3 protein-coding genes are annotated in these 3,256 nt (G+C 67.4%); all 3 read left to right on the forward strand.

The window, feature by feature from the left end; translation table 11 throughout:
* Positions 1-96: 96 nt before the first annotated feature.
* From RMN84_RS02345 to cysD, 3 genes are read left to right on the forward strand one after another with little or no spacing between them, the layout of a single operon-like run.
* Positions 97-825, forward strand: coding sequence for a phosphoadenylyl-sulfate reductase (locus RMN84_RS02345; protein ID WP_309610603.1), 729 nt, complete (start codon positions 97-99; stop codon positions 823-825).
* Positions 822-2,210, forward strand: coding sequence for a siroheme synthase CysG (cysG, locus tag RMN84_RS02350; protein WP_309610604.1), 1,389 nt, complete (start codon positions 822-824; stop codon positions 2,208-2,210). Before RMN84_RS02345 ends, cysG begins: the two co-directional genes overlap by 4 nt.
* On the forward strand, positions 2,207-3,133 hold the full coding sequence (gene cysD / locus RMN84_RS02355) for a sulfate adenylyltransferase subunit CysD (protein WP_309610605.1): 927 nt from the start codon (positions 2,207-2,209) through the stop codon (positions 3,131-3,133). Before cysG ends, cysD begins: the two co-directional genes overlap by 4 nt.
* Positions 3,134-3,256 lie beyond the last annotated feature (123 nt).

Below are 3,256 nucleotides of genomic sequence, written 5' to 3' on the forward strand. Positions count from 1 at the left end.
CGCTTTGTCAGGGTTATCCGGCTTGTGCCGCAGTGCAACTACGGCGATCCGAAGCGATTTTGCAAGAACCGCCTCTCGCGAGGGAATGAGAAGATTATGCTAGCCCGTGCCAGTGCGGCGACGACCGCCCTGACCGATCCCGGCGATCGGCTGGCGGAGCTATGCGCGCGGATCGCGGGGCGGATCGTGTTCACCACCAGCTTCGGGATCGAAGACCAGGCAATCAGCCATTTCATCATGTCGCGCGATCTTGGAATCGAGATCGTCACGCTCGACACCGGGCGGCTGTTTCCCTCGACCTATACCGTGTGGGACGAGACCGAGCAGAAATACGGTCGCCGCATCCGTGCGGCCACACCTGAAGCGGCGGCGCTGTCAGCGCTGGTCGCCGACATCGGCATCAACGGTTTTTACCACAGCAAGGATGCGCGGCTGGCCTGCTGCCACGTTCGCAAGGTCGAGCCACTGGCGCGCGCGCTGGGCGGGGCGGCGGCGTGGATCACGGGGCTCCGCGCCGACCAGTCTGGGGAACGCGCGGCGGTGGCTCTGGAAAGCTGGGACGAGGAGCGCGCGCTGATCAAGTTCGCGCCATTGTTCGACTGGACGCGGGCCGAGGTTGCCGCATTCTGCGCCGCCGAGGGCGTGCCGGTAAATAGTCTTCACGCAGAGGGCTTCCTCTCGATCGGTTGCCAGCCCTGCACCCGCGCGGTTGCGCCGGGCGAACCCGAGCGGGCCGGGCGCTGGTGGTGGGAAGATCAGGGCAGCGCGGAATGCGGGCTGCATGTCGGCCCCGATGGCCGCCTCGTCCGCGACCAGCCCGAATGACGTTCGACCCGCCCGAGGCCGACCGCGTCGCCGCGCCCGCGCGGATCGCGCGGCTCGCCAACCTGCCGCTGTTCCACCGGCTGGCGGGCCGCAAGGTGGTCGTCAGCGGCGCGTCGGAAGGCGCGCTGTGGAAGGCCGAACTTTTGGCCGCTGCCGGCGCGGAGGTTCTCCACCTCGCCGACGGCTGGAGCGAGTCGGATTTCGTCGATGCGGCATTGGTCGTCGGCTCGCCGGCGGACCGCGCCGAGGCCGATGCCATGATCGCCGCCGCGCATCGCGCCGGGGCGCTGGTCAACATGATCGACCAGACTGAACTGTGCGACGTTACGTTCGGCACGATCGTCAACCGATCGCCGGTGGTCGTCGCGATCTCGACCGATGGCGCGGCGCCAATGCTCGGCCAGTCGATCCGCACCCGGATCGAAAGCGTGCTGCCGCCGCTGCTGTCGGCGTGGGCGAGCGCGGCCAGGGCATTGCGGCCGATGCTCAAGCAAAAGGTCGACGATTTCCAGGGCCGCCGCCGCTTCTGGGAACGGTTCGTCGACCGCGCCTGGGCGAATATGGACCGCGCGCCCGATGAAGACGATCGCGACGCGCTGTTCGCCGGGCAGGTGGGGGAATTGCGCGGGCGGGTGATTCTGGTCGGGGCAGGGCCGGGCGATCCGGAACTGCTGACGTTGAAGGCGGTGCGCACGCTGCAGCTGGCGACGGTCATTCTCTACGACAATCTCGTCGGTCCCGGCGTGCTCGAAATGGCGCGGCGCGAGGCGAAGCGCATTCCCGTCGGCAAGAGCGGGCGCGGGCCGTCGTGCAAGCAGAGCGAGATCAACGCGCAAATCGTCACGCTGGCGCTGGCCGGGGAGACTGTCGTGCGGCTCAAGGGCGGCGACCCCTTGGTCTTCGGCCGCGCGACCGACGAGATCGACGCCTGCCGCGCTGCCGGAGTCGAGATCAGCATCGTCCCCGGCATTTCCGCCGCGCAGGGTGCCGCCGCCGCGCTCGGCTTCTCGCTAACCGAGCGCAACGCCGCGCGCCGTATCCAGTTCGTCACCGGCCATGGTGCCGACGGCGAGATGCCGCGCGACATCGACTGGGCGGCGATCGCCGATCCTGCCGTCACGACCATTGTCTATATGCCGCGCGGCACGCTGGCCCAGTTCAGCGCCTCAGCGATTGCTGCCGGGCTCGCCGCCGATACGCCCGCCGTTGCCATCGCTTCGGCCACGTTGCCGGGCCAGGCGCAGGTGTCGAGCTCGATCGGCGCCATCGCCGAACTGGCGACGCAACTGCCGGCCGGCGCGCCGGTGCTCGTCATCGTCGGCCAGGTCGCGCGTGACCGCACCGTCGTGGAATCCCTCGTGACGCATACCGGAGCCAATGCATGAATGCCCCCGCCACCCTTGCCGTGCGCGGCTTGACCCATCTCGAGCGGCTTGAAGCCGAGAGCATTCACATCATGCGCGAGGTGCTGGCCGAAACCGAGCATCCGGTGATGCTGTATTCGATGGGCAAGGACAGCGCGGTGATGCTGCACCTGGCGCGCAAGGCATTCTTCCCGGGCAAGCTGCCGTTCCCGCTGCTGCACGTCGATACGACATGGAAGTTCCGCGAAATGTACGAATTCCGCGACCGCGTGGCGGCGGAATTCGGCGCGGAGTTGCTGGTGTACCAAAACCCCGACGCGGTCGCCCGGGGGATCAACCCGTTCGACCATGGCAGCCTCCATACCGATATCTGGAAGACCGAAGGGCTGAAGCAGGCGCTCGATCAATACGGCTTCGACGCGGCGTTCGGGGGGGCGCGGCGCGACGAGGAGAAGAGCCGGGCGAAGGAGCGGATCTTCTCGTTCCGCACCGCCGATCATCGCTGGGACCCGAAGAACCAGCGGCCCGAGCTGTGGTCGCTCTACAACGCCCACAAGGCCAAGGGCGAGAGCATCCGCGTGTTCCCGCTGTCCAACTGGACCGAGGTGGACATCTGGCAATATATTTACGCCGAGGGGATCGAGATCGTCCCGCTCTACCTTGCCGCGCCGCGCCCGACGGTGGAACGCGACGGCATGCTGCTGATGGTCGACGACGATCGCTTCCCGCTCGCGCCGGGCGAGACTCCGGTGGATCGCTGGGTCCGCTTCCGCACGCTCGGCTGCTACCCGCTGACCGGCGCGGTCGAGAGCAGGGCCGACACGCTCGAACAGGTCATCCAGGAGATGATCGTGTCGACCAGCAGCGAGCGCCAGGGGCGGCTGATCGACAAGGACAGCGGCGGCGCGAGCATGGAGCGCAAGAAGCAGGAAGGCTATTTCTGATGAACGAGCCGAGCGTCTATCAAGCCGATACCCTGATCGCCGAAGACATCGACGCTTACCTTGCGCAGCACCAGCACAAGGACATGCTGCGGTTCATTACTTGCGGCTCGGTCGATGACGGCA

This window comes from Sphingomonas sp. (assembly GCF_031380695.1).
In the GTDB taxonomy this organism is placed as follows: domain Bacteria; phylum Pseudomonadota; class Alphaproteobacteria; order Sphingomonadales; family Sphingomonadaceae; genus Sphingomicrobium.